Genomic DNA, 25,274 nt, shown 5'->3' on the forward strand with positions numbered 1-25,274 from the left:
TCGGTGTCAGTTCCTGTTGTCGAAGCCGGGCAGGCCCGCTGCCCTGGCCAGGTCGAGGTCGAGCGCTTCGCGGCGGATGCGCTGGTCCACGTAGAGAAGAGCCATGACGCCGGCGGAGAGCGGATACGTGATGGTGGCGGCGACCACGTCACCGATGGCGGAGACGATCAGGAACGGCCAGCCGAACTCGGTGGCTTCCCCGGAGAGGAAGGAGCTCAGCGAGCCGTCGTCCACCCCCACCGCGAGGAGGCCGAAGGGGATGCCGACCACCAGCCCCACGATGAGCGTCAGCAGCCAGGTCAGGGCGAGAATGCCGAACGTCCGCCACCAGGCGCCACGGACCAGCTTCGCGGAGCGCCGCATGGAGGCGGCGATCGGCTGCCGCTCCAGCATGAGCGCGGGGGCGGCCAGGCTGAACCGGACCGACAGCCAGAGGAAGAGGGCCGTCGCGGCGAGCAGCCCGAGGAAGGTGAGGCCGGCTCCCGCCGTGTCGCCGATCAGGAACCCGGGGAGGATGCCGGCGGTCATGATCGTTCCGCCCATGACGGCGAGCAGAAGGGTCAGCCCCAGCAGGGGGAGCAGCCTGGGGCGGGCTTCGGCCCAGGCTTCGGACAGGGTGACCGGGCGGCCCAGTACCGAGCGGCTGATCACCACGGTCAGCACCGACGTGGTGAAGATCGTGGCCAGCATCGAGACCAGCAGGGGCGGGGTGAGGTCGAGGAGGCTGTAGCGGAGCGATTCGGTGGCCTGGCGCAGCGCCTCGGAGCCGGTGGCGTCGCTGTCGACCGAGGGAGGGTCGGGCAGCAGAAAGCGCTGGATGAGGAGGATGGCGGCCTGGGCGATCACGGAGACCGCGAGCGTGATGCCGAGGATCGTGCGCCAGTGGGCGCGCATGGTGGAGACGGCGCCGTCGAGGATCTCGCCGATGCCGAGCGGCCGGAGCGGGATGACGCCGGGCTTCGCCGCCGGCGGCGGACCGCCCCAGCCGGCTCCCTGCGGCGGTGTGCCCCAGCCCGGGCCCGTGCCGGAACCGGGGCCCTGTGCCGGGGTGCCCCAGCGCGGCTGAGGCGGCGGGGCGGCGGGGCCGGTTCCGGTGGGGCTCGGCGGGGACCACCGGCCGGCGGGCGGCTGCTGGGCGGCCCAGGTTCCCGAGGGGGCGGTGTCGTCGGCCGGTTCGGAGGGGCGGGGGATGCCCGTTTCGAGGCGGTCCGTGCCTTGGTCGGCCTTCTCCTCGCCGTCGGTCTCCCGGCGGTCCGCTTTCTGGTCTGCGGCGTGCTGACCTGCCGCTTCCTGACCTGCCGCGTCTTGACCCGCCACGTCTCGGCCTGCCGTATCTCGGACCGGTGCTTCTCGGTCGGCCGGCTCGTGGTGGTCCGTTGCGCGGCCGTTCGACTGCTGGTCGTCGGAGGGGGCGGATCCGGGCGAGGCCCAGCCCGGAGTGTCGTTCATTGTCGCTCCTTCGCGGTCCTGTCCGCGCGTCGCGGCGTCAGGCTGGCAGCCATCGTGTCACGCGTCGATGCCGTCCGGGCCTTGCCCTGTGACCGGCTCGTGCCTTCAAGTCCGGGCGGGTCACCGGGCAGACTGGGTGGATGGCTGATCAGGACGCGCAATCGCCGGTGGGCAGCGAACCCATCGGACTACCGTCAATTCGTTGGGACGAGCCTCCGGAAGGCCCGGTGCTGGTGCTCCTCGACCAGCGGCGGCTGCCCGCGGAGGAGACGGAGCTGGTGTGCACCGACGTGCCGGCTCTGGTGGACGCGATCAGGACCCTCGCCGTGCGGGGGGCGCCCCTGCTGGGGATCGCCGGTGCCTACGGTGTGGCTCTGGCCGCGGTGCGGGGCTATGACGTGGCGGAGGCCACCGGGCTCCTGGAGCGGGCGCGGCCCACCGCCGTGAACCTGGGATACGGCGTGCGCCGGGCCGCGGCGGCCTACGGGGCGGCGCTCGACAAGGGGGCCGGTCAGGAGCGGGCGGGGGCGGCCGCGCTGGCTGAGGCCAGGGCGCTGCACCGGGAGGACGCCGAGGCCAGCGTGCGGATGGCCGGGCACGGGCTCGCACTGCTGGACGAGCTGGTTCCGGGCGGGGGGCACCGGCTGCTGACCCACTGCAACACGGGGGCGCTCGTCTCCGGGGGTGAGGGCACCGCCTTCGCGGTGGCGCTCGGGGCCCACCGGGAGGGCCGGCTGAGGCGGCTGTGGGTGGACGAGACCCGTCCGCTGTTGCAGGGCGCCCGGCTGACCGCGTACGAGGCGGCGCGCAACGGCATGCCGTACAGCCTGCTCACGGACAACGCGGCGGGGTCGCTGTTCGCCGCGGGGGAAGTGGACGCCGTGCTGATCGGGGCGGACCGTATCGCCGCGGACGGGTCGGTGGCCAACAAGGTGGGGAGCTATCCGCTGGCGGTGCTCGCCAAGTACCACCACGTACCGTTCATCGTGGTGGCGCCGACGACGACCGTGGATCTGCTCACCGCGGACGGGGCGTCCATCACCGTGGAGCAGCGTTCCGGGCGTGAAGTGACGGAGCTCACAGTCCCGCCGTTCGGAGTGGGGGACGAGGAGACGGGCGGGGTGCTCGTCGCCCCGGTGGGAACCCAGTCGTACAACCCTGCCTTCGATGTCACACCGCCGGAGCTGGTCACGGCGATCGTCACGGAAGAAGGCGTAATCTCGCCGGTCACGGGGGCCGGGCTGGCAGAGCTGTGTGCCAGATCATCGCAGGTAACGATTAGCTAATGGGATGATGTCGTTTATGAAGGGACGCGTCCTTGTCGTCGACGACGACACCGCACTGGCCGAGATGCTCGGCATTGTGCTGCGTGGTGAGGGTTTCGAGCCGTCGTTCGTAGCGGACGGCGACAAGGCACTTGCTGCATTTCGAGAGGCGAAGCCGGACCTGGTCCTGCTCGACCTCATGCTGCCCGGCAGGGACGGCATCGAGGTCTGCAGGCTGATCAGGGCCGAGTCGGGTGTGCCGATCGTCATGCTCACTGCCAAGAGCGACACGGTTGACGTAGTGGTGGGCCTGGAGTCCGGGGCCGACGACTACATCGTCAAGCCGTTCAAACCGAAGGAGTTGGTGGCCCGGATCAGGGCACGTCTGCGCAGGTCCGAAGAGCCGGCCCCGGAGCAGCTGACCATCGGGGACCTGGTCATAGACGTCGCCGGGCACTCGGTGAAGCGGGACGGGCAGTCCATCGCCCTGACACCGCTGGAGTTCGACCTGCTGGTCGCGCTCGCGCGCAAGCCGTGGCAGGTCTTCACCCGTGAGGTGCTCCTGGAGCAGGTCTGGGGTTACCGGCACGCGGCGGACACCCGTCTGGTCAACGTGCATGTGCAGCGGCTCCGCTCCAAGGTCGAGAAGGACCCGGAGCGGCCGGAGATCGTGGTGACCGTCCGAGGCGTCGGTTACAAGGCCGGACCGAGCTGACATGTCCCTGGGTAGCACTGCTCCGAAGCCCGGGGAGCCGGGAGTCCGTGCGGAGCGGGCTGCCGGTTCAGGGCACACCTCGTCCCCCGTCGAGCGCTTCCTGCAGGGCGGCCGGTTGTTCCAGGACCGGGCGCCCGGCGGGCCGCTGCCGCGGTTGCTGATGCGCTGGGTGCGGCGTCCGCTGCTGCCCGCCGTGCGGCTGTGGCGGCGCAACCTCCAGTTGCGGGTCGTCGCGGGCACGCTGCTGATGTCGCTCGGAGTGGTGCTGCTGCTCGGCCTCGTCGTGATCGGGCAGGTGCGCAACGGCCTGCTCGACGCGAAGGGCAAGGCGGCCCAGACACAGGCCGCGGGCGGGTTCGCGGCCGCCCAGGAGAAGGCCAACGCGCCGCTCACCCCCGTCGCCGGCCAGGGCGACGACGTGGCGGACGGCACGACCGAGAACAATTCCTGGCGCACCGAGCTCGTCGACCAGCTCGCCAGTGGCGGCAAGAACGCCTTCAACGTGGTGGCGCTCAGTGCCGACGAGGGGGCCCGCGCCCCCCGTGGTTCGGGGAACGTCAAGGCGGCGAGCATTCCGCAGAGCCTGCGGGACGCGGTGAACAAGGGCCCCGGCGCCTTCCAGACGTATGTGCTGATCCAGTACGAGGACGGGCAGGAGTCCCAGCCCGGTCTCATCGTCGGCAAACGCCTCTACGACATCGACCGCGACCCGTACCAGCTGTACTACGTCTTCCCGCTCACACAGGAGGAGAAGTCCCTGACCCTGGTCAAGGGCACGCTGGCGACCGCCGGCCTGTTCGTGGTGGTGCTGCTGGGCGCCATCGCCTGGTTCGTGGTGCGCCAGGTCGTCACCCCCGTGCGCATGGCCGCGGGCATCGCCGAACGGCTCTCCGCCGGGCGGCTCCAGGAACGGATGAAGGTCACCGGCGAGGACGACATCGCCCGGCTCGGCGAGGCGTTCAACAAGATGGCGCAGAGCCTCCAGCTGAAGATCCAGCAGCTGGAGGAGCTGTCCCGGATGCAGCGGCGGTTCGTCTCGGACGTCTCGCACGAGCTGCGTACGCCCTTGACGACCGTACGGATGGCCGCCGACGTCATCCACGAGGCACGGGTTGACTTCGACCCCATAACGGCCCGGTCCGCCGAGCTGCTGGGCGACCAGCTCGACCGCTTCGAGTCGCTGCTCTCGGACCTGCTGGAGATCAGCCGTTTCGACGCCGGCGCCGCCGCGCTGGAGGCGGAGCCGATAGACCTGCGGCAGGTGGTGCGCCGGGTGATCGGCGGCGCCGAGCCGCTCGCCGAGCGCAAGGGCACCCGGATCCGGGTGGTCGGCGACGAGCAGCCGGTGATCGCCGAGGCCGACGCGCGGCGCGTCGAGCGCGTCCTGCGCAACCTCGTCGTCAACGCCGTCGAGCACGGGGAAGGGCGCGACGTGGTCGTGCGCATGGGCGCGGCCGGCGGAGCGGTCGCCGTCGCCGTCCGGGACTACGGCGTGGGGCTGAAGCCCGGCGAGGCGACCCGGGTCTTCAACCGCTTCTGGCGGGCCGACCCGGCCCGGGCCCGGACCACCGGCGGCACCGGTCTCGGCCTCTCCATCGCGGTGGAGGACGCCCGGCTGCACGGCGGCTGGCTCCAGGCGTGGGGCGAGCCCGGCGGCGGTTCGCAGTTCCGGCTGACGCTGCCGCGTACGGCGGACGAGCCGCTGCGGGGCTCGCCGATACCGCTGGAGCCGGAGGACTCGCGCCGTAACCGGGAGAGCCGGGAGCGGGCCGAGGGCGCCTCCACGGGCGCCTCCGGCACGCACACCGCGACGGGCGGGGGCGGGCACCGGCTGCTGGCCGTGCCCTCGCAGCACGCCGGTACGGGCCGCGCCCCGCTGCCGGTGCCCGGCCGGGCCGCCGTGCCGGCCAGGACCGCGCCCGCGTCGGTGCACCCGGCGGCCCTGCCGGGCAACGGGGCGCGGGTGGTGCCGCGACCTTCGGAGGAGCGGCAGACCGGTCACAACGACTCTCCGGGGCGTGAACCGGGGCGGGAGGACACGATCCGTGAGGACTGACCGTCGTCAGGGCGCCCGTGGGCGTGTGGTGGGGGTGACCGTGCTGGTCGGGTGCGGAGCGCTCGTGCTGTCGGCCTGCGGCTCCATGCCCGTGTCCGGGGACATCAAGGCCGTCGACGCCTCGCAGCCCGGCGACTCCCAGGTGCAGGTGTACGCGGTCGCCCCACGGGACGGCGCCACCCCGAACGAGGTGGTGGACGGCTTCCTGGAGTCGATGACCAGCGACGACTCCGACTTCCGGACGACGCGCAAGTACCTCACCAAGGACGCGTCGCGCCGGTGGAAGCCGAGTGCGGAGACCGCCGTGCTGGCCAAGGCGCCGAACCGGAGCGACCGGCCGGTCCACGACCACGACCGCTCCACGACCGAGGTCACCTACACCCTGACCGGGGAACAGGTGGCGATGGTGGACGAGCAGAACGCGTACCAGCCGCTCGTCCCGACGGACTTCTCCCGCACGCTCCACCTGGTGCGGGAGAAGACGCCGGAGGGCAAGGAATGGCGCATCGACTCCGTGCCGGACGGCCTGGTGCTCGGCCAGTCCGACTTCAAGCGGCTGTACCGCTCGGTCAATAAGTACTACTTCGCGGCCGGGTGGTCCGACTCGGAGGCCACGCTCGTCGCCGACCCCGTCTACCTCCGCAACCGGACCGACCCGGCGACCGGGATGGACACGGTGACGCAGGCGGTCCGCAGCCTTCTGCGGGGTCCGACCGACTGGCTGCGGCCGGTCGTCGCCTCGCGCTTCCCCAAGGGGACGGACCTCGGGAAGAGCGTCGCCTCCCTGACGCCCGACGACCGCAACGTCCTGAAGGTCCCGCTCAACAAGAACGCGGACGGGACCGGGCAGCGGGTCTGCCGGATGATGGCCTCGCAGGTCCTCTTCACCCTCCGGGACCTGACCTCCGCGCGGGTCGAGCAGGTGGAGTTGCAGCGTTCCGACGGTTCGCCGCTGTGCGTGCTCGACGCGGACCAGGCTGAGACGTACGCCCCCGACGGCTCCTCGGGCGGCCCCGACAGCCAGTACTTCGTGGATGCCAAGGACCGGGTGGAGCGCATCCCGGGCAGCACCAGGGGCAGCGGCGAGCCGGAGCCGGTGGCCGGTCCCTTCGGCGACGGCGCGCTGAGGGTGAGCGCGGTCGGCGTGGCCCGGGACGAGCAGCTGGCGGCGGCGCTCTCCCAGCACAACGAGTCGCTCTACGTGACCTCCATCGCCGCGGACGGCGAGCTCCCCGTACCGGCCCTGACGAGCAAGGCGGTCGACCCCGCGGACCGGCTGACGGCGCCCAGCTGGGACGGCCGGGGCGATCTCTGGGTCGCCGACCGCGATCCGGCGAACTCCAGGCTGCTGAGGCTGCCCCGCGGCACGGGCAAGCCGCAGGAAGTGACCGTGCCGAGCCTGGGCGGCAGCCGGATCGCCGGGCTGCGGCTCTCCTCGGACGGGGTGCGCATAGCGCTGCTGCTGACGAAGGACGGCCACACGACGCTGAAGATCGGCAGGATCGAGCGGCTCGGCTCGCAGGACGACGCCCAGGTCTCCGTGGTCGACCTGCGTCAGGCGGCGCCGCAGCTCGCGGATGTGACGGCGGTGTCCTGGTCCGGCCGCAGCCGCCTTGTGGTCGTCGGCAAGGAGCAGGGCGGCGTGCAGCAGGTCCGCTACGTGCAGGCGGACGGCTCGACGCCTTCCTCGGGCGTCCTGCCCGGGGTGAACCAGGTGCTGGCCATCGCCGCCGCCGACGACGAGCAGCTGCCGCTGATGGCGGACACCTTCGGCGACGGGATAGTGAAGCTGCTCCCCGGCGACAACTGGCAGACGGTCCTCAAGGAGGGCTCGGCGCTGGTCTACCCGGGCTGACACCGCCGCCCTCCCGGGTTTTCCACAGGGGTGGCCCGCCGGCTCCGGGAGGCGCACAGTTGAGGTGTGCGGGGGTGGTGGCGCGAGATCAGCGGGCTCGTCCTGCCGGTGGCCTGCGGTGGCTGCGGCAGGGCGCGGACGGAGCTGTGCGAGGCGTGCGACGAACAGCTGTGCGGCGGAGCGCCGCGCCGGGTGCGGCCCTCGCCGGAGCCGCCCGGGCTGCCCCTGGTGCATGCCGCCGCCGGATATGAGGGCTCGGTGCGGGCGGTCCTGCTCGCCCACAAGGAGCGTGGCGTGCTCGCGATGGCGCGCCCGCTCGGCCGGGCGCTGGCGGGTGCGGTACGGGCCGGAGCCGGGCGGGATCCGGACGGGCGGCCGCTGCTCCTCGTACCGGTGCCTTCCGCGCGCCGGGCGGTGGCGGCGCGCGGGCATGATCCGGCGCGCCGGATCGCGCTGGCGGCGGCCACCCATCTGCGACGGACGGGCGTTCCGGCGACCGTCGCCGCGGTGCTGCGGCAGCGGCGGGCGGTGGCCGACCAGTCGGGCCTGACCGCGGCGGAGCGCGGGGCCAACCTGGCCGGGGCACTGGATGTGGCTGCCGGGGGTGGGCGGCTGCTCACCGCCGGAAGGGTGGTGCTGGTGGACGACCTGCTGACCACGGGGGCCACGCTGGCCGAGGCGGCCCGGGCGCTCGGCGCGGCCTGCGGGCACACGGGGTCCCGCGTGCGTGGCGCGGCCGTGGTCGCGGCGACCCCTCCGGCCTTCGACGCAGCATGTCCCGCCGGCCGGGAAATAAACCGGAACTGGAACTGAACTTGCATCGTTGCAGGTAGTGAGTGGGTAAAGAGACCTGAACGGAGGTACGTGCGAGTAGCGGGTGCCGACAACCGTCCGAGCAGGCTATGTTCGGTTGTGAGGAATGGTGAATGCCGGCCCTCGACGAATGCACCATCAGGTTTCGGGCAGGCGACCCACCAGTGGTTCGGAAACCGGAAATCCGGTGGGGTGGAAACCCCTCCGGCTGGGGAGGAGGAGGTGGAAGTCACCGAGTCCGCGGTCCCGGCCATCACCGGGACCAGGTGCAAAAGGGAGATGCTCCGCCGCCGAGCGGAGTGATCCGGGAACGGAGTTCTGCGTGGACATCGTCGTCAAGGGCCGCAAGACCGAGGTGCCCGAGCGGTTCCGCAAGCACGTGGCCGAGAAGCTGAAGCTGGACAAGATCCAGAAGTTCGACGGCAAGGTGATCAGCCTCGACGTGGAGGTGTCCAAGGAGCCGAACCCTCGTCAGGCAGACCGCTCCGACCGGGTGGAGATCACGCTCCGCTCGCGTGGACCGGTCATCAGGGCAGAAGCGGCCGCAGGCGACCCGTACGCAGCGCTGGACCTGGCCACCGGAAAGCTGGAGGCCCGGCTGCGCAAGCAGCACGACAAGCGCTACAGCCGCCGGGGCACGGGGCGCATTCCCGCTGCCGAGGTCGGAGAGATGGTGCCGGACGCGGCATCCTTCAACGGTGACGGCGAGCTGATTCCCGACGAGACGGCACAGCCCGTACCCACCACCAGGATCGGTTCGCTCGAGGTACAGGGCGAAGGTCCGCTGGTGATGCGCGAGAAGACGCACGTCGCGGCGCCCATGTCGCTCGACCAGGCTCTCTACGAGATGGAACTGGTCGGACACGACTTCTATCTGTTCGTGGACAACGAGACGAAGGAACCCAGTGTCGTCTACCGGCGGCACGCCTACGACTACGGTGTCATTCACCTGAGGACCGACCCGCTGGCCGCCGACGAGGCGGGCGGCGCGGGCGGCGCGCTGGGCGGCTGACGCCACCATCGAGTGGTGCCCCTGGAGCGTCCGCACGCCCCCAGGGGCACCCGTCTGTCGCCAAGTCATCACCGCACTGCCGTCCCGGCATGAAAGCATGGCGGCCAAGCCAATCGGTGCTCTGTGAACTGCCGTTGGCGGACCGTTCGTGAATTTCAGGCCGTGGCCTTCAGGGGGAGGAACGATGGCGGACACCTTCGGGCCCGTGCGCGACGCGAGTGATGCCGACGATCCCGCACGCGATCTCGGCGGTGCGGACCGGGACGGTGGCTACCGCAAGGAGCCCATCCGGGTCCTGGTGGTGGACGACCACGCGCTCTTCCGCAGAGGACTGGAGATCGTCCTCGCGCACGAGGAGGACATCGAGGTCGTCGGCGAGGCCGGGGACGGCGCCGAAGCGGTCGACAAGGCGGCCGACCTGCTCCCGGACATCGTGCTGATGGATGTGCGGATGCCCCGGCGCGGTGGGATCGAAGCCTGCACGTCGATCAAGGAAGTGGCTCCCAGCGCGAAGATCATCATGCTGACGATCAGCGACGAGGAGGCCGATCTCTACGAGGCGATCAAGGCCGGGGCCACGGGCTATCTCCTCAAGGAGATCTCCACGGACGAGGTGTCCACCGCGATTCGCGCGGTCGCCGACGGGCAGTCCCAGATCAGCCCGTCCATGGCGTCGAAACTCCTCACCGAGTTCAAGTCGATGATCCAGCGCACCGATGAACGCCGGCTGGTACCGGCGCCCCGGCTGACCGAACGGGAACTGGAAGTCCTCAAACTGGTCGCGACCGGTATGAACAATCGCGATATCGCGAAGCAACTGTTCATTTCCGAGAACACCGTGAAGAACCACGTCCGCAACATTCTGGAGAAGCTCCAGCTCCACTCCCGGATGGAAGCGGTCGTCTACGCGATGCGGGAGAAGATCCTGGAGATCCGGTGAACCGGCGCGACGGCCGGCGCACCGGGCACGGTCAGGCCAGCAGGCGGGCGATCTCCGCCGAAAGCGGCCCGCGCAGCTCCGGAGCCTCCACCCGCTCCAGCCGGACGTCCGTGCAGCCGACCCAGGAAGCCGCCTCCACGAGGGCCTGAGCCATCGGCGCCACCGCCTTCGCGCCCGCCAGGGACACCTGCCGGGCGATCAGCGTCGTCCCCTCACGGGCCGGGTCGACCCGGCCCTGAAGCCGCCCGCCGGCCAGCAGCGGCATCGCGAAATAGCCATGCACCCGCTTCTGCTTGGGCACGTACGCCTCAAGGCGGTGGGTGAAACCGAAGATCCGCTCGGTCCGCGCCCGCTCCCAGACCAGCGAGTCGAACGGCGAGAGCAGCGTCGTCCGGTGCCGGCCCCGGGGCTCGGAGGCCAACGCCGCCGGGTCCGCCCAGGCCGGCTTCGACCAGCCCTCCACGGTCACCGGCACCAACCCGGAATCCGCCACCACGGCGTCGAACTGCTCGCCCTTGAGGCGGTGGTAGTCGGCGATGTCCGCCCGGGTGCCCACGCCCAGCGACTGCCCGGCGAGCGCGACGAGGCGGCGCAGGCACTCCGCGTCGTCGAGGTCGTCGTGCAGCACGGTGTCGGGCAGGGCGCGCTCCGCGAGGTCGTAGACCCGCTTCCAGCCGCGCCGCTCGGTGCACACCACCTCGCCGTACATCAGGGCCCGCTCGACGGCGACCTTCGAGGCGGACCAGTCCCACCACTCCCCGCCGTTCTTCGCGCCACCCAGCTCCGTCGCGGTCAGCGGACCCTCGGCGGTCAACTGCTTGATGACGGTGTCGTATGCGGTGTCCGGCAGGTCGTGGGACCACTGCGGCCGGGCCCGGTAGGCGCGCCGCCGGAACGCGAAGTGCGGCCACTCCTCGACGGGCAGGATGCACGCCGCGTGCGACCAGTACTCGAAGGCGCGGCCGCCCGACCAGTACGCCTCCTCGACCGTGCGCCGCCCGATCGCGCCCAGGCGCGCGTACGGGATCAGCTCGTGCGAGCGGGCCAGCACCGAGATCGTGTCCAGCTGTACGGCGCCGAGGTGGCGCAGCACCCCGGGCACCCCCGACCGGCGGTCCGGTGCGCCCAGGAAGCCCTGGGCGCGCAGGGCCGTCCTGCGGGCCTGGTCGGCGGAGAGTTCGACTGCGGGTGGCTGCACAGACGTCATGCTCCGCACTCTAGGGGGCGGCACTGACACCGCCCGCCGGGATGTAGGCGTTGGTGCCCGGCAGACCCAGGTCCGCGGGGAGCAGCGCACCCACCCACGTATCGCGGCGTACGCCCTTGTTGAGCAGCCCCGAGCGCTGCTCGCCCTCCATGCGGAAGCCCGCGCGCAGCGCGACGGCCCGCGAGGGATCGTTGCCGGTCTCGGCCTTCCACTCCAGCCGGTCGCAGCCGAGCGCGGTGAAGGACCACCGGGCGGCGCACAGCACGGCCTCGGTCATGAAGCCGCGGCCGCGCTGCTCCTTCGCGGTCCAGAAGCCGACCTCGTACAGGCCCGCGCCGGTCCGGCGGTTGATGCCGAGCGCTCCTATCAGGGGCCCGCCCTCGCGGGGCACCACGGCGAAGTTGTACATCGAGCCGTCCCGCCAGCCCTCGGGCGAGAGGCGTTCGGTGTAGAACTCCGCGTCGGCGCGCGCGAACGGAGAGGGGACGACCGTCCAGCGCCGGATGTCCGGGTCCTGGCACGCCTCGTACACCGCGTCGGTGTCGCCGGGGGTGAAGGGACGCAGCAGCAGGCGACCGGTGGTGAGGGTGATCGGTTCCAGGGGTTCCATGGAGGGATTCTGGTGAGGTGCCGGTGAGGACGCGAGTACTTTTCGTGATTCCCCGGCACCTTCGGTGCCCTTCGTCCGTTGACTCTGAAGGGCACCGCGGGGAGAACGCGGTGGCAGCCCTCCCGGCGCGGCGGGGTCCTCGCTTACGATGGCCGTTGCGGTGGGGCCCACCTGCCGTGCCCGTGCCAGCGTCCATCACACGACCCGTGCCCAGGCCCGACCGGCAAGGAGACCAGCCTCAGTGTCCGTCTTCAACAAGCTCATGCGTGCAGGCGAAGGCAAGATCCTGCGCAAACTGCACCGCATCGCGGACCAGGTCAGCTCCATCGAAGAGGACTTCGTCAACCTCTCCGACGCCGAGCTGCGGGCGCTCACCGACGAGTACAAGGAACGGTACGCGGACGGCGAGAGCCTGGACGACCTGCTTCCCGAGGCGTTCGCCACCGTCCGCGAGGCGGCCAAGCGCGTCCTCGGCCAGCGCCACTACGACGTCCAGATCATGGGCGGCGCCGCGCTGCACCTCGGCTATGTGGCCGAGATGAAGACCGGTGAGGGCAAGACCCTCGTCGGCACGCTGCCCGCGTATCTGAACGCCCTGTCCGGCGACGGCGTCCACCTGATCACGGTGAACGACTACCTGGCCTCGCGTGACTCCGAGATGATGGGCCGGGTCCACAAGTTCCTCGGCCTCGACGTCGGCTGCATCATCGCGAACATGACGCCGGCCCAGCGCCGCGAGCAGTACGCCTGCGACATCACGTACGGCACGAACAACGAGTTCGGCTTCGACTACCTCCGCGACAACATGGCGTGGTCGAAGGACGAGCTGGTCCAGCGCGGCCACAACTTCGCGATCGTGGACGAGGTCGACTCGATCCTCGTGGACGAGGCCCGTACGCCGCTGATCATCTCCGGGCCCGCCGACCAGGCCACCAAGTGGTACGGCGACTTCGCCAAGCTGGTCACGCGCCTCACCAAGGGCGAGGCGGGCAACCCGCTCAAGGGCATCGAGGAGACCGGCGACTACGAGGTCGACGAGAAGAAGCGGACCGTGGCGATCCACGAGTCCGGTGTCTCCAAGGTCGAGGACTGGCTCGGCATCGAGAACCTGTACGAGTCGGTGAACACCCCCCTCGTCGGGTACCTCAACAACGCCATCAAGGCCAAGGAACTCTTCAAGAAGGACAAGGACTACGTCGTCATCGACGGCGAAGTCATGATCGTTGACGAGCACACCGGCCGTATCCTCGCCGGCCGCCGCTACAACGAGGGCATGCACCAGGCGATCGAGGCGAAGGAAGGGGTGGACATCAAGGACGAGAACCAGACGCTCGCCACGATCACCCTGCAGAACTTCTTCCGCCTCTACGGCAAGCTCTCCGGCATGACCGGTACGGCCATGACCGAGGCCGCCGAGTTCCACCAGATCTACAAGCTCGGCGTCGTGCCGATCCCGACGAACCGGCCGATGGTCCGGGCCGACCAGTCGGACCTGATCTACCGCACCGAGGTCGCGAAGTTCGCCGCGGTCGTGGACGACATCGCCGAGAAGCACGAGAAGGGGCAGCCGATCCTGGTCGGCACGACCTCCGTCGAGAAGTCCGAGTACCTCTCGCAGCAGCTCTCCAAGCGCGGTGTCCAGCACGAGGTGCTCAACGCCAAGCAGCACGACCGGGAGGCGTCGATCGTCGCCCAGGCCGGCCGCAAGGGCGCGGTGACCGTCGCGACGAACATGGCCGGACGAGGCACCGACATCAAGCTCGGCGGCAACCCGGACGACCTCGCCGAGGCGGAGCTGCGGCAGCGCGGGCTCGACCCCGTCGAGCACGTCGAGGAGTGGGCGGCCGCGCTTCCCGCCGCGCTGGAGAAGGCGGAGGAGTCCGTACGGGCGGAGTTCGAGGAGGTCAAGGACCTCGGCGGGCTGTACGTGCTGGGCACCGAGCGGCACGAGTCGCGTCGTATCGACAACCAGCTGCGCGGTCGTTCCGGCCGTCAGGGCGACCCGGGCGAGTCCCGGTTCTACCTCTCGCTCGGAGACGACCTGATGCGGCTGTTCAAGGCGCAGATGGTCGAGCGCGTCATGTCGATGGCCAACGTGCCGGACGACGTGCCGATCGAGAACAAGATGGTGACGCGGGCCATCGCGTCCGCGCAGTCGCAGGTCGAGCAGCAGAACTTCGAGACGCGTAAGAACGTCCTGAAGTACGACGAGGTGCTCAACCGGCAGCGTGAGGTCATCTACGGTGAGCGGCGCCGGGTCCTGGAGGGCGAGGACCTCCAGGAGCAGATCCGTCACTTCATGGACGACACGATCGACGACTACATCCGCCAGGAGACGGCGGAGGGCTTCGCCGAGGAGTGGGACCTCGACCGGCTGTGGGGCGCGTTCAAGCAGCTCTACCCGGTGAAGGTCACCGTCGCCGAGCTGGAGGAGACCGCGGGGGATCTGGCCGGGGTCACGGCGGAGTTCATCGCCGAGTCGGTCAAGGAAGACATCCACGAGCAGTACGACGAGCGGGAGAAGACGCTCGGCTCCGAGATCATGCGTGAGCTGGAGCGGCGTGTGGTGCTGTCCGTCCTGGACCGCAAGTGGCGTGAGCACCTCTACGAGATGGACTACCTCCAGGAGGGCATCGGCCTGCGGGCCATGGCCCAGAAGGACCCGCTGGTCGAGTACCAGCGCGAGGGCTTCGACATGTTCAACGCCATGATGGAGGGCATCAAGGAGGAGTCCGTCGGCTACCTGTTCAACCTGGAGGTCCAGGTCGAGCAGCAGGTCGAGGAGGTGCCGGTCGAGGACACGGCGACCTCGCTGTCCAAGGAGGACGCGGTGCCGGCCTCGCGGCCGGAGATCCGGGCGAAGGGGCTGGATGCTCCGCAGCGGCCGGACCGGCTGCACTTCTCCGCTCCCACGGTTGACGGGGAGGGCGGGGTCGTCGAGGGCGACTTCGCGAATGTGGACGGTGGGGCCGGGGCTGGGTCGGATGGGCTTACTCGGGCGGAGCGGCGTAAGGCGCAGAAGTCTTCCGGGGGGCGGCGGCGTAAGAAGTAGCTTGCGCTGACGTTGTGGTTGTGGCTGGGCCGGACACCGGGTGGTGTCCGGCCCAGCTTGCGTTTTGGGGCGGGCGGGTGCGGGCGGGTTGCGCCTGCGGCGGGCCCTTGTCCCCGTACCCGCCCCTTCCCGAAACCGGGGCGCTGCCCCGGACCCCGCTCCTCAAGCGCCGGAGGGGCTGGGAGGGGGTACGAGAGGTTGTGTGGCCTCGTAGGGCCCGCGAGGGCTCGGGGGCCGCGTACGGCCCCCGGAGGGCCTTGCGGCGGCCCCCTGGGCCGCCTGGCTCGGTGTCTCACCGTGTTCGCATCGGTGTGTTGCCCAGTTCCACTGCCGCGCAGCGCCAGCGGAGGTCTGCGCCCTGTTCCAGGCGGAAGGCCATCGCTCGGACTTCCTCGCCCGCGGCGATGCTGGCGCAGGCTTCCACTACGCCGGGGGCCGGCTGGGCGCCCCGGCACATGCGGATGACCGGGCGGGTGCCTCGGGTGCGCAGGGGTGTCGTGGGGGCCAGCTCGGCCAGTTGGTCGTAGGCGTCGCCGATCGTGTGGCCCAGCATCCAGTGGACCGGGCGCTGGCCGCTCAGGACCGCGAGCAGGCGTTCCGCGAACCAGTGGTGGGGGCGCATGCGCCTCGGGACGCGGTGGCGCTGGGCGGGTACGGCTTCGGGCCTGCGGGTGTCCTGGCGTCCTGCGGGCCGGGTCCTGTTCGTGGTCATCTGTCGCCCCCGTGCTCCAGAGGCCCGGTTGTACCGGGCGGTAACTTCTGTTGGTGATCTTCTACGGGGGAGTCGGATTTGTCGCAAGTGTCGGGAGGAGGGGGTGGGGTGCGGTGGGATTCACCTGTCCGGGTGGCGGGCGGGCGGTGGGGCGAGCGGGGGCCGGGGCGGGCAGGGTGAGTGCGCGGCGTGAGGTGGACGGGGGCCAGGGGTTACGCGTAACCCCAAAGGGGGACGCCGCACGTATCCTGAGGGCGTCTCCGACTACGAAAGCGGCCGAGCCATGCGCGTGTACGTACCCCTGACCCTCGCCGGGCTCGCCGCCGCGCACCGGGCCGGTGAGCTGGGGCCCGGTCCCCTCACCGCCTACGCCGTCACCCCGGCGCTGCGCGAGTGGTACGTCTCCGACGACATCGAGGAGCTGGAGTACGCGGCGCTCAACCGGGCCGCCTCCGCCTCGCTGCGCCTGATCGCCGGGGACCCGCGGGCCGCCCGGCGCCGCGTCGTCGTCGCCGTCGACGTGCCGGACGGGGCCGCCGTCGCCGACCCGGACCACATCCTGGACGCCTCCTCGCTCGGCGAGGTCACGCTCGCCTCCGTCGTGCCGCTGGCCAAGGCCGCCGCGGTGCACGTCGACTCCGACGACGCGGACGAGGACGTCACGGCCGCCGCGGCCGCGCTCGGGGCGGCGGACCTCGGGGACGACGACGCGCAGTTCACCGTCGACGGCGCCGACGACCACGAGCTGCTGTGGTTCGGGGTGCAGGAGATCCCCGGCCTGATCGGGTAGGCGAGGGCGTTGTCAGTGGGGGCGAGTACCGTTTCCGGCATGGGGATCGCACCGGGGGAACACCACCGCACGCATCTGGTCTGGGACTGGAACGGCACGCTGCTCGACGACAACACCGCCGTCGTCGGCGCGACCAACGCGGCGTTCGGCGAGGTCGGCCTGGCGCCGATCACCGTGGAGCAGTACCGGGAGATGTACTGCATCCCGATACCCCGGTTCTACGAGCGGCTGATGGGGCGGCTCCCCACCGACGCCGAGTGGGAGCGGATGGACGGGATCTTCCACCGCCACTACACCGAGCAGCGTGACGCCTGCGGGCTGACCGCCGGGGCCGCCGAGCTGCTGGCCGGGTGGCAGCTGACCGGGCGCAGCCAGTCGATCATGAGCATGTACCGGCACGAGGAGCTCGTCCCCGTCGTGCGCGGTTACGGCATCGAGCGGCACTTCGTCCGCGTGGACGGGCGCACCGGTCCGTCCGGCGGCAGCAAGTCGGAGTACATGGAGCGGCATCTCGCCGCCATGCAGGGGATATCCCCGCAGCACACGGTCGTCATAGGTGACGCGGTGGACGACGCCGTGGCCGCCGCGCACGCCGGTGCCCAGGCCGTCCTCTACACGGGCGGTTCGCACAGCCGTGCCAGCCTGGAGAAGGCCGGTGTCCCCGTCGTGGACACGCTGACCGAGGCCATCGCCCTCGCCGAGCGGCTGACCCGGTAGTCGGTCGCGCTCGCTGAGCGGCCGACCGGTGGCCGAGGAGGGCTCCCTCCGGCCCGTCCGTGGTCGGGAAGGGTTCCCGTCCGGTGCGTCCGGGCTGTCCAGAGTGTCGAATTTCGCGGCCTTCTTTTGTACACATCCGGATCGTGACGGTCACCGGTGCGGGCGAGATAGCCTGGTCCCGTGATCAGCGCGATATGCCTCGGGGGCAGCGAAGCCCCCGGCCCGCGCCCGGAGCGCCACCGTGCCCGGGCTGCCTCGGCTGATCCCTCCCGCCCGGACCGGCCGCTGGAAACGGCCGATACGGTCCCGGCGGTCTCTCATCGCGGCATAGCGTCGACCCCGACCGGAAACCTCGCGTCGTGGCGTTACGCCGACCTTTTCACCTACGTCACGCAACGGCGCGCGACAGGAGCCAGAGGACATGCAGACCAAGCTGGACGAAGCCAAGGCCGAGCTGCTCGCACGGGCCGCCAAGGTAGCTGACAACAGCCCGGGCGGTGGTGTCGGCGGGCCGGACGGTGCCCCCCGGGTGCACGTCGCGTCCGCCGGGGCCGACGGCTCGGGGGCCGGGCAGGAGCACTCCCGCCAGGACGTCCTGCTCTCCTACCTCCAGCGCTACTACCTGCACACCGCCCCCGAGGACATCGTGGGCCGGGACCCGATCGACGTCTTCGGTGCCGCCTCCTCCCACTACCGGCTGGCCGAGGAGCGCCCCCAGGGCAAGGCGAACGTCCGGGTGCACACCCCGACCGTCGAGGAGAACGGCTGGACGTGCAGCCACTCCGTGGTCGAGGTCGTCACCGACGACATGCCGTTCCTGGTCGACTCCGTCACCAACGAGCTCTCCCGCCAGGGCCGCGGCATCCACGTCGTGATCCACCCGCAGGTCGTCGTCCGCCGCGACGTGACCGGCAAGCTGGTCGAGGTCCTGACCGACGGCACCCGCCGGAACGGCGGCAAGGGCCCCAAGGACGCCAAGGCGGGCCTGCCGCACGACGCGCTGGTCGAGTCCTGGATCCACGTCGAGATCGACCGCGAGACCGACCGCGCGGACCTCAAGCAGATCCAGCTGGACCTGCTGCGCGTCCTGTCCGACGTACGGGAGACCGTCGAGGACTGGGAGAAGATGCGGGGCGCGGCGCTCCGGATCGCCGACGACCTGCCCGGCGAGCCGCTGGACGACCTCGCCGACGACGAGATCAACGAGGCCCGGGAGCTGCTGCGCTGGCTCGCCGCCGACCACTTCACCTTCCTCGGCTACCGCGAGTACGAGCTGAGGGACACCGACTCGCTGGCCGCCGTCCCCGGCACCGGACTCGGCATCCTGCGCTCCGACCCGCACCACACCGAGGACGAGGCGCACCCCGTCAGCCCGTCCTTCGACCGGCTGCCCGCCGACGCCCGTGCCAAGGCCCGCGAGCACAAGCTCCTCGTCCTGACCAAGGCCAACAGCCGGGCGACCGTGCACCGCCCCAGCTACCTCGACTACGTCGGCGTGAAGAAGTTCGACGCCGACGGCAACGTCATCGGTGAGCGCCGCTTCCTCGGCCTCTTCTCGTCCGCCGCCTACACCGAGTCCGTGCGCCGGGTCCCCGTCATCCGACGCAAGGTCGCCGAGGTGCTGGAGGGCGCCGGGTTCACGCCCAACAGCCACGACGGCCGCGACCTGCTCCAGATCCTGGAGACCTACCCCCGCGACGAGCTGTTCCAGACCCCCGTCGACCAGCTGCGCTCGGTCGTCACCTCGGTTCTCTACCTCCAGGAGCGGCGCCGGCTGCGCCTCTACCTGCGCCAGGACGAGTACGGCCGCTACTACTCCGCGATCGTCTACCTGCCGCGCGACCGCTACACCACCGGTGTGCGGCTGCGGCTGATCGACATCCTCAAGGAGGAACTGAACGGCACCAGCGTCGACTTCACGGCCTGGAACACCGAATCGATCCTCTCCCGGCTCCACTTCGTCGTCCGCGTCGCGCCCGGCAGCGAGCTGCCCAGCCTCACCGACGCCGAGACCGACCGCATCGAGGCCCGCCTCGTCGAGGCCGCCCGCTCCTGGGCCGACGGCTTCCAGGAGGCGCTGAACGCCGAGTGCGGCGAGGAGCGTGCCGCCGAACTGCTCCGCCAGTACGGGCACTCCTTCCCCGAGGGCTACAAGGCCGACCACTCGGCGCGCGCCGCCGTCGCCGACCTCGTCCACCTCGAAGCGCTCAAGGAGAACGAGCGGGACTTCTCGCTCAGCCTGTACGAGCCGGTCGGCGCCGCCCCCGGCGAGCGCCGCTTCAAGATCTACCGCACCGGCGAGCAGGTCTCGCTGTCCGCCGTGCTGCCCGCCCTCCAGCGGCTCGGCGTCGAGGTGGTGGACGAGCGCCCGTACGAGCTGCGCTGCGCCGACCGTACGCACGCCTGGATCTACGACTTCGGGCTGCGGATGCCGCAGGCCACCGCCAACGGCGGCTACCTGGCCGACGGGGCGCGCGAGCGGTTCCAGGACGCCTTCGCCGCCGTGTGGACCGGCGAGGCGGAGAACGACGGCTTCAACGCGCTGGTGCTGAGCGCCGGGCTCGACTGGCGCCAGGCCATGGTGCTGCGCGCCTACGCGAAGTACCTGCGCCAGGCCGGCTCCACGTTCAGCCAGGACTACATGGAGTCCACCCTCCAGAACAACGTCCACACCACCCGGCTGCTCGTCTCGCTCTTCGAGGCCCGGATGTCGCCGGGCCGCCAGAGCGCGGGCACGGAGCTGACCGACGGGCTCCTGGAGGAGCTCGACGGGGCCCTCGACCAGGTCGCCTCGCTCGATGAGGACCGCATCCTGCGCTCCTTCCTCACCGTCATCAAGGCCACCCTGCGCACCAGCTTCTTCCAGCACGCGGACGACGGCGAGCCGCACGCGTACGTCTCGATGAAGTTCGACCCGCAGTCCATCCCGGACCTGCCCGCGCCCCGCCCGGCGTTCGAGATCTGGGTCTACTCGCCTCGGGTGGAGGGCGTCCACCTGCGCTTCGGCAAGGTCGCCCGCGGTGGCCTGCGCTGGTCGGACCGGCGCGAGGACTTCCGTACGGAGATCCTGGGCCTGGTCAAGGCGCAGATGGTGAAGAACACCGTCATCGTGCCGGTCGGCGCGAAGGGCGGCTTCGTCGCCAAGCAGCTGCCCGACCCGTCCGACCGGGACGCCTGGATGGCCGAGGGCATCGCCGCGTACCGCACCTTCATCTCGGCGCTCCTCGACATCACCGACAACATGGTGGCCGGCGAGGTCGTCCCGCCCAAGGACGTCGTCCGGCACGACGAGGACGACACGTACCTGGTCGTCGCCGCCGACAAGGGCACCGCGAAGTTCTCCGACATCGCCAACGAGGTCGCCGTCGCGTACGGCTTCTGGCTCGGGGACGCGTTCGCCTCCGGCGGTTCGGCCGGTTACGACCACAAGGGCATGGGCATCACCGCCCGGGGCGCCTGGGAGTCCGTCAAGCGGCACTTCCGCGAGCTCGGCCACGACTCCCAGACCGAGGACTTCACGGTCGTCGGCGTCGGTGACATGTCCGGCGACGTCTTCGGCAACGGCATGCTGCTCTCCGAGCACATCCGGCTCGTCGCCGCGTTCGATCACCGGCACATCTTCATCGACCCGAACCCGGACGCCGCCACCTCCTACGCCGAGCGGCGCCGCCTCTTCGACCTGCCGCGCAGCTCCTGGGCCGACTACGACAAGGACCTGATCTCCGCGGGCGGCGGCATCCACCCGCGCAGCGCCAAGTCGATCCCGGTCAACGCCCATGTGCGCGAGGCGCTGGGCATCGAGGCCGGGGTCACCAAGATGACGCCCGCCGAGCTGATGCAGGCCGTCCTCAAGGCTCCCGTCGACCTCCTCTGGAACGGCGGCATCGGCACGTACATCAAGTCCACCGCCGAGTCGAACGCGGACGTCGGCGACAAGGGCAACGACGCGATCCGCGTCAACGGCGCCGACCTGCGCGCCAAGGTCGTCGGAGAAGGCGGCAACCTCGGTGCCACCCAGCTCGGGCGCATCGAGTTCGCCCGGGACGGCGGCCGGATCAACACCGACGCGATCGACAACAGCGCCGGGGTGGACACCTCCGACCACGAGGTCAACATCAAGATCCTGCTCAACGGGCTGGTGCGGGACGGCGACATGACCGTCAAGCAGCGCAACAAGCTGCTCGCCGAGATGACCGACGAGATCGGGCACCTGGTGCTGCGCAACAACTACGCGCAGAACACGGCCCTGGCCAACTCGGTCGCGCAGGCGCCCTCCCTGCTCCACGCCCAGCAGCGCTTCATGCGGCGGCTCGGGCGCGACGGGTACCTCGACCGGGCGCTGGAGTTCCTGCCCAGCGACCGGCAGGTCCGTGAGCTGCTGAACGCAGGCAAGGGGCTCACACAGCCCGAGCTGGCCGTGCTGCTCGCCTACACCAAGATCACGGCGGCGCAGGAGCTGATCGGGACCAGCCTGCCGGACGACCCGCACCTCCAGAAGCTGCTGCACGCCTACTTCCCGGAGCAGCTGCGCACGCGCTACACCGAGGCGGTCGACGGGCACGCCCTGCGGCGCGAGATCATCACCACGGTGCTGGTCAACGACACGGTCAACAGTGGTGGTTCGACCTTCCTGCACCGGCTGCGGGAGGAGACCGGGGCCTCCATCGAGGAGATCGTGCGCGCGCAGTTCGCGGCCCGCGAGATCTTCGGGCTCGGCGAGGTCTGGGACGCGGTGGAAGCCCTCGACAACGAGGTCGCCGCCGATGTCCAGACCCGGATCCGGCTGCACTCGCGGCGGCTGGTCGAGCGCGGCTCGCGCTGGCTGCTGGGCAACCGGCCGCAGCCGCTGGCGATCTCCGAGACGGTCGACTTCTTCCGCGACGGCGTCGAGCAGGTCTGGGCGGCGCTGCCGAAGATGCTGAAGGGCGCCGACCAGGAGTGGTATCAGGGCATCCTGAACGAGCTGACCGAGGTCGGCGTTCCGGACGAGCCGGCGCAGCGCGTGGCCGGCTTCTCCTCCGTCTTCCCCGCGCTCGACGTCGTGGCCATCGCGGACCGTACGGGCAAGGAGCCGCTGGCCGTCGCGGAGGTGTACTACGACCTCGGGGACCGGCTGGGGATCACGCAGCTGATGGACCGGATCATCGAACTGCCGCGGGCGGACCGGTGGCAGTCGATGGCGCGGGCGTCGATCCGCGAGGACCTGTACGCGGCGCACGCGGCGCTGACGTCCGACGTGCTGGCTGTGGGCAACGGGGCGTCGTCGCCGCAGGAGCGGTTCGAGGCGTGGGAGGACAAGAACGCGGCGATTCTGGCTCGGTCGCGGTCGACGCTGGAGGAGATCCAGGGGTCGGACGCGTTTGATCTGGCGAATCTGTCGGTGGCCATGCGGACGATGCGGACGTTGCTTCGTACGCACGGTTAGGCTGCGCCGCGGTTAGGCTGCGCCGCGGGTGGGGCTGCGCCGCGGGTGGGGTGGGCGGCTGCGGGTTCGTGGCCGCTTGCCCCCTTGTCCTCAATCGCCGGACGGGCTTGATTTGGCCGGGCGGGCTCCATGGAGCCCGCCCGGCGATTGAGGACATCTTTTTGCTTACCGCTTCTTCGTGAAGCGTTCGTACTCCGCCATGACTTCCTTTGCCGGGCCGTCCATGCGGAGGGTGCCGGACTCCAGCCACAGGGCTCGGTCGCAGGTTTCGGTGATGGACTTGTTGTGGTGGCTCACCAGGAACACCGTGCCGGCCTGTTCGCGTAGTTCGAGGATGCGGGCCTTGCTGCGTTGCTGGAAGCGGGCGTCGCCCGTGGAGAGGGCCTCGTCGATCAGCAGGACGTCGTGGTTCTTCGCGGCGGCGATGGAGAAGCGGAGGCGGGCGCCCATGCCGGAGGAGTACGTGCGCATCGGCAGGGTGATGAAGTCGCCCTTCTCGTTGATGCCGGAGAAGTCCACGATCTCGTCGTAGCGCTCCCGGATTTCCGCGCGCGTCATGCCCATCGCGAGGCCGCCGAGCACCACGTTGCGCTCGCCGGTCAGGTCGCCCATCAGCGCGGCGTTGACGCCGAGCAGCGAGGGCTGGCCGTGGGTGTGGACGCGGCCCTTCGAGGCGGGGAGCAGGCCGGCGATGGCCTTCAGCAGGGTCGACTTGCCCGAGCCGTTGGAGCCGATCAGCCCGATCGCCTCTCCCTTGTACGCGGCGAAGCTGACGCCCTTGACGGCGTGCACCTCGCGCACGCCCGGAGCCTGCCGGCGCGAGGTGATCCGGCTCAGCGCGGAGGTGGCGCTGCCCCGGCCGGTGCGGGCGCCGTTGACCGTGTACGTGATGTGGACGTCGTCCACGACGACGGTCGGGATCGGGGAATCAGCCACGTCCGTAACTCTCCTCGGCCTTCCAGAAGTAGACGAAGCCGCCCGCGCCGCACACCAGCGCCCAGCCGGCGGCGACCGCCCAGACGTGCGGGGGCAGCTGGTTCGCGCCGAAGCTGTCGATGAGCGCGAAGCGCACCAGGTCGATGAAGACGGCCGCGGGATTCAGTTCGAGCGCGAGCTTCACCCAGTCCGGCACCCGGTCGCCGCTCAGCATCGTGTCCATGCTCCACATCACGCCCGACGCGTACATCCAGGTGCGCAGCACGAACGGGGTGAGCTGGGCGATGTCCGGGGTGCGTGCGGCGAGGCGGGCCATGACCATCGAGATGCCGGTGTTGAACACGGCCTGGAGGGCCAGGGCCGGGACCGCGAGCAGCCAGGCGGGCCGCGGGTACTGCCCGAAGGCCAGCAGGATCAGGGCCAGCGCGCCCAGCGAGAACAGCAGCTGCTGGAGCTGTTGCAGGGCGAGCGCGACCGGCAGCGAGGCGCGCGGGAAGTGCAGCGCCCGTACGAGGCCGATGTTGCCGCTGATCGCCCGGGTGCCGGCGGTGATCGAGGAGCTGGTGAAGGTCCAGATGAAGACGCCCGTGACCAGGAACGGAACGAAGTCCGGCACGCCGTGCTTCGTCTTCATCAGAATGCCGAAGATGAAGTAGTAGACCGTCGCGTTGAGCAGCGGGGTCATGATCTGCCAGACCTGGCCCAGCTTCGCCTGGCTGTACTGGGCGGTCAGCCTGGCCGTGGCGAAGGCCGTGATGAAGTGCCGCCGCCCCCACAGCTGCGTCACGTACGCGCGCAGCGAGGGCCGCGCGCCGCTCACGGTCAGCCCGTGGCGCTCGGCGAGCGCGGCGAGCTCGCCGGAGCCGTACACGGGCGGGGAGAGGGGCGGCGGGCTGTCCACCGGGGCCGGGGCTGTTGTCTGGCTCACCACGATCGCTTTCGACGGGAGGCGGGCAGGCGGGGGCACGGCGTACGGGCGGGGAAAGACGCGCCCGGCGACGGGACGGGACCGTATCGTCGCAACGTCGAGGGTAGGACGCACCGACGTCGGAACGCAACCGTTTCGTCGTCGCGGACTATGATTCGGCCATGACCACCGACCCCGGAAGCCGCCGCCGAGCCCCGGCGGGAGCCGCCGTCCTGCGCGAGGACGTGACCGACGCCATCCGCAGCGCGGTGTTCGCCGAGCTCGCCGCGGTCGGGTTCGCCCGGATGTCCATCGAGGGCATCGCCCGCCGGGCCGGCGTCGGCAAGACCGCCGTCTACCGGCGCTGGAAGTCCAAGCTGCACCTGGTCCTGGACCTGGTCTCGGCCGTCGCCGCGCAGGGCATGCCCGCTCCCGCCACCGGCTCCCTGTACGGGGATGTGCGCGCGGTCCTCGAACTGGCCGCGTACGCCCTGCGCCACCCGCTGGCCTCCCAGGTCATCCCGGACCTGCTGGTCGAGGCGGCCAGGAACCCGGAGATCTCCGACGCCATCAAGGCCGCCCTGCTCGACCCGCAGCAGGGCGTCGCCGCCGTGGTCGTCCGGGACGCCGTCGCACGCGGCGAACTGCCGTCCGGCAGCGACCCCGACCGCGCCCTCGACCTGATCGTCGGCCCGCTCTACTGGCGGCTCGCGGTGGTCCGGGGCGAGCTGCCCCCGGCGTATCTGGACGACCTCGCGGCCTCCGCAGTGGCGGCGCTCACACAGGGCGCGGACCCCGCCGGATGATCACTCG

General features: G+C 70.8%; 18 protein-coding genes. 12 read left to right on the forward strand and 6 right to left on the reverse strand.

Annotated features, from left to right (window positions below):
- Positions 1–6: 6 nt before the first annotated feature.
- Positions 7–1,449 carry a glycerophosphoryl diester phosphodiesterase membrane domain-containing protein gene (locus tag OG867_RS20230; RefSeq protein WP_406287241.1) on the reverse strand — a complete coding sequence of 481 codons (1,443 nt, stop codon included), beginning with the start codon at positions 1,447–1,449 and terminating at the stop codon, positions 7–9.
- 140 nt (positions 1,450–1,589) lie between these two features.
- Between OG867_RS20230 and mtnA the strand changes: the two genes are divergently transcribed.
- The 7 genes from mtnA to OG867_RS20265 all read left to right on the forward strand — a co-directional run bounded on the left by mtnA (position 1,590) and on the right by OG867_RS20265 (position 10,105).
- Entirely contained in the window at positions 1,590–2,735 is a 1,146-nt protein-coding gene (mtnA, locus tag OG867_RS20235) for an S-methyl-5-thioribose-1-phosphate isomerase (RefSeq protein ID WP_406287243.1), read from the forward strand.
- 4 nt (positions 2,736–2,739) lie between these two features.
- A complete protein-coding gene (gene mtrA, locus OG867_RS20240; protein ID WP_005316841.1) occupies positions 2,740–3,429 on the forward strand; it encodes a two-component system response regulator MtrA in 690 nt (229 codons plus the stop codon).
- Position 3,430: 1 nt separating this feature from the next.
- A complete protein-coding gene (gene mtrB / locus OG867_RS20245; protein ID WP_406287248.1) occupies positions 3,431–5,485 on the forward strand; it encodes an MtrAB system histidine kinase MtrB in 2,055 nt (684 codons plus the stop codon).
- 85 nt (positions 5,486–5,570) lie between these two features.
- On the forward strand, positions 5,571–7,340 hold the full coding sequence (locus tag OG867_RS20250) for an LpqB family beta-propeller domain-containing protein (protein WP_406291071.1): 1,770 nt from the start codon (positions 5,571–5,573) through the stop codon (positions 7,338–7,340).
- Positions 7,341–7,406: 66 nt separating this feature from the next.
- Positions 7,407–8,153, forward strand: a complete 747-nt coding sequence (locus tag OG867_RS20255) for a ComF family protein (RefSeq protein WP_406287250.1) — start codon at positions 7,407–7,409, stop codon at positions 8,151–8,153.
- Between the two features lie 322 nt (positions 8,154–8,475).
- The gene (gene hpf / locus OG867_RS20260; RefSeq protein WP_328900440.1) at positions 8,476–9,165 is read left to right on the forward strand and encodes a ribosome hibernation-promoting factor, HPF/YfiA family; all 690 of its coding nucleotides are present in this window, start codon (positions 8,476–8,478) and stop codon (positions 9,163–9,165) included.
- Positions 9,166–9,349: 184 nt separating this feature from the next.
- A complete protein-coding gene (locus tag OG867_RS20265) occupies positions 9,350–10,105 on the forward strand; it encodes a response regulator transcription factor (protein ID WP_018100823.1) in 756 nt (251 codons plus the stop codon).
- A gap of 31 nt (positions 10,106–10,136) precedes the next feature.
- Here OG867_RS20265 and OG867_RS20270 read toward each other — a convergent pair whose 3' ends face one another.
- Both OG867_RS20270 and OG867_RS20275 read right to left on the reverse strand, forming a co-directional pair.
- The gene (locus OG867_RS20270; protein WP_406287253.1) at positions 10,137–11,312 is read right to left on the reverse strand and encodes a winged helix-turn-helix domain-containing protein; all 1,176 of its coding nucleotides are present in this window, start codon (positions 11,310–11,312) and stop codon (positions 10,137–10,139) included.
- Between the two features lie 10 nt (positions 11,313–11,322).
- The gene (locus OG867_RS20275) at positions 11,323–11,913 is read right to left on the reverse strand and encodes a GNAT family N-acetyltransferase (RefSeq protein ID WP_406291073.1); all 591 of its coding nucleotides are present in this window, start codon (positions 11,911–11,913) and stop codon (positions 11,323–11,325) included.
- Between the two features lie 250 nt (positions 11,914–12,163).
- Between OG867_RS20275 and secA the strand changes: the two genes are divergently transcribed.
- Positions 12,164–14,974: a preprotein translocase subunit SecA gene (gene secA, locus OG867_RS20280; protein WP_328900438.1), complete on the forward strand. Its 2,811-nt coding sequence runs from the start codon at positions 12,164–12,166 to the stop codon at positions 14,972–14,974.
- Between the two features lie 292 nt (positions 14,975–15,266).
- Here secA and OG867_RS20285 read toward each other — a convergent pair whose 3' ends face one another.
- The gene (locus tag OG867_RS20285) at positions 15,267–15,686 is read right to left on the reverse strand and encodes an Rv3235 family protein (RefSeq protein ID WP_406287256.1); all 420 of its coding nucleotides are present in this window, start codon (positions 15,684–15,686) and stop codon (positions 15,267–15,269) included.
- A 283-nt stretch (positions 15,687–15,969) separates the two neighbouring features.
- Between OG867_RS20285 and OG867_RS20290 the strand changes: the two genes are divergently transcribed.
- The 3 genes from OG867_RS20290 to OG867_RS20300 all read left to right on the forward strand — a co-directional run bounded on the left by OG867_RS20290 (position 15,970) and on the right by OG867_RS20300 (position 22,618).
- Positions 15,970–16,476, forward strand: coding sequence for a DUF6912 family protein (locus OG867_RS20290; protein ID WP_328900436.1), 507 nt, complete (start codon positions 15,970–15,972; stop codon positions 16,474–16,476).
- A gap of 39 nt (positions 16,477–16,515) precedes the next feature.
- A complete protein-coding gene (locus OG867_RS20295; protein ID WP_406287258.1) occupies positions 16,516–17,193 on the forward strand; it encodes an HAD family hydrolase in 678 nt (225 codons plus the stop codon).
- A 421-nt stretch (positions 17,194–17,614) separates the two neighbouring features.
- On the forward strand, positions 17,615–22,618 hold the full coding sequence (locus tag OG867_RS20300; protein WP_406287260.1) for an NAD-glutamate dehydrogenase: 5,004 nt from the start codon (positions 17,615–17,617) through the stop codon (positions 22,616–22,618).
- A 165-nt stretch (positions 22,619–22,783) separates the two neighbouring features.
- Here OG867_RS20300 and OG867_RS20305 read toward each other — a convergent pair whose 3' ends face one another.
- Both OG867_RS20305 and OG867_RS20310 read right to left on the reverse strand, forming a co-directional pair.
- Positions 22,784–23,554, reverse strand: a complete 771-nt coding sequence (locus OG867_RS20305) for an ABC transporter ATP-binding protein (protein ID WP_406287262.1) — start codon at positions 23,552–23,554, stop codon at positions 22,784–22,786.
- A complete protein-coding gene (locus tag OG867_RS20310; RefSeq protein WP_406287264.1) occupies positions 23,547–24,485 on the reverse strand; it encodes an ABC transporter permease in 939 nt (312 codons plus the stop codon). The genes OG867_RS20305 and OG867_RS20310 overlap by 8 nt, the downstream gene beginning before the upstream one ends.
- Before the next feature lie 158 nt (positions 24,486–24,643).
- Here OG867_RS20310 and OG867_RS20315 point away from each other — a divergent pair, with 158 nt between their 5' ends.
- Entirely contained in the window at positions 24,644–25,267 is a 624-nt protein-coding gene (locus OG867_RS20315; RefSeq protein ID WP_328900433.1) for a TetR/AcrR family transcriptional regulator, read from the forward strand.
- Positions 25,268–25,274 lie beyond the last annotated feature (7 nt).

Source organism: Streptomyces sp. NBC_00209 (assembly GCF_045206345.1).
Lineage (GTDB): Bacteria > Actinomycetota > Actinomycetes > Streptomycetales > Streptomycetaceae > Streptomyces.